1 protein-coding gene and 1 pseudogene are annotated in these 568 nt (G+C 51.9%); both read right to left on the minus strand.

Going from position 1 to position 568, the window contains the following annotated elements; all coding sequences use genetic code 11:
• Positions 1-147 precede the first annotated feature (147 nt).
• A pseudogene (locus ACOCD2_RS25395) lies at positions 148-258 on the minus strand (IS5/IS1182 family transposase); the annotation flags it as partial.
• Positions 204-568 (minus strand): hypothetical protein (locus ACOCD2_RS25400; RefSeq protein WP_419626396.1); only part of this gene is annotated, 365 nt, incomplete at its 5' end. The pseudogene ACOCD2_RS25395 and the gene ACOCD2_RS25400, both read right to left, overlap by 55 nt.

Below are 568 nucleotides of genomic sequence, written 5' to 3' on the forward strand. Positions count from 1 at the left end.
GCTATTTATAGACGGTAACTAAGGAAGCTCTGATCGAATCAGTGATTTTCGTATTTCAATGCAAATCGGCTGTTTTTTGAAATATGAATGGGGATTATCTGTAGATTCTCCCTTGTTTGCCACATTCCAGGCGCAATGAGGCCATGATCATATGGCTAACGCATGGCGTTGAAGATACAGGTTAGCCATCGCCATCAGACTCATCACCTGTATCCGGTTTTTCTCCAGTCCTCGGTAACGAACCTGCCGATACCCAAACTGGCATTCGCTGCCAGCCATGGAGAGCGAAGCGAAGGCTGGTAGACCCCAGTAGCCGCGAGGCCGCACTGTTTTCCCGGCGTGCCTTGCGCCAGAGGGAAAACAAAGTAGGCCTCCGAACGCGGCGTCCAGTCATTGGGAGCCAAGTACGGAGCAGCAACGAGCTTGCGAAGTTGTTGCGTAGTGCTGGGTGACCAGGACGGCTGGGGCACAAATAGGTTGTCAAAGGCCGAGTCGATTTTGGGGACTGGGATGTCCCAAAATCTATCACGAGGTCGAAGACACGCTTGTGATAATGCGGAACAGGTGC

Source organism: Thiolapillus sp., from assembly GCF_048562965.1.
Classification (GTDB): domain Bacteria; phylum Pseudomonadota; class Gammaproteobacteria; order Chromatiales; family Chromatiaceae; genus Thiolapillus; species Thiolapillus brandeum_A.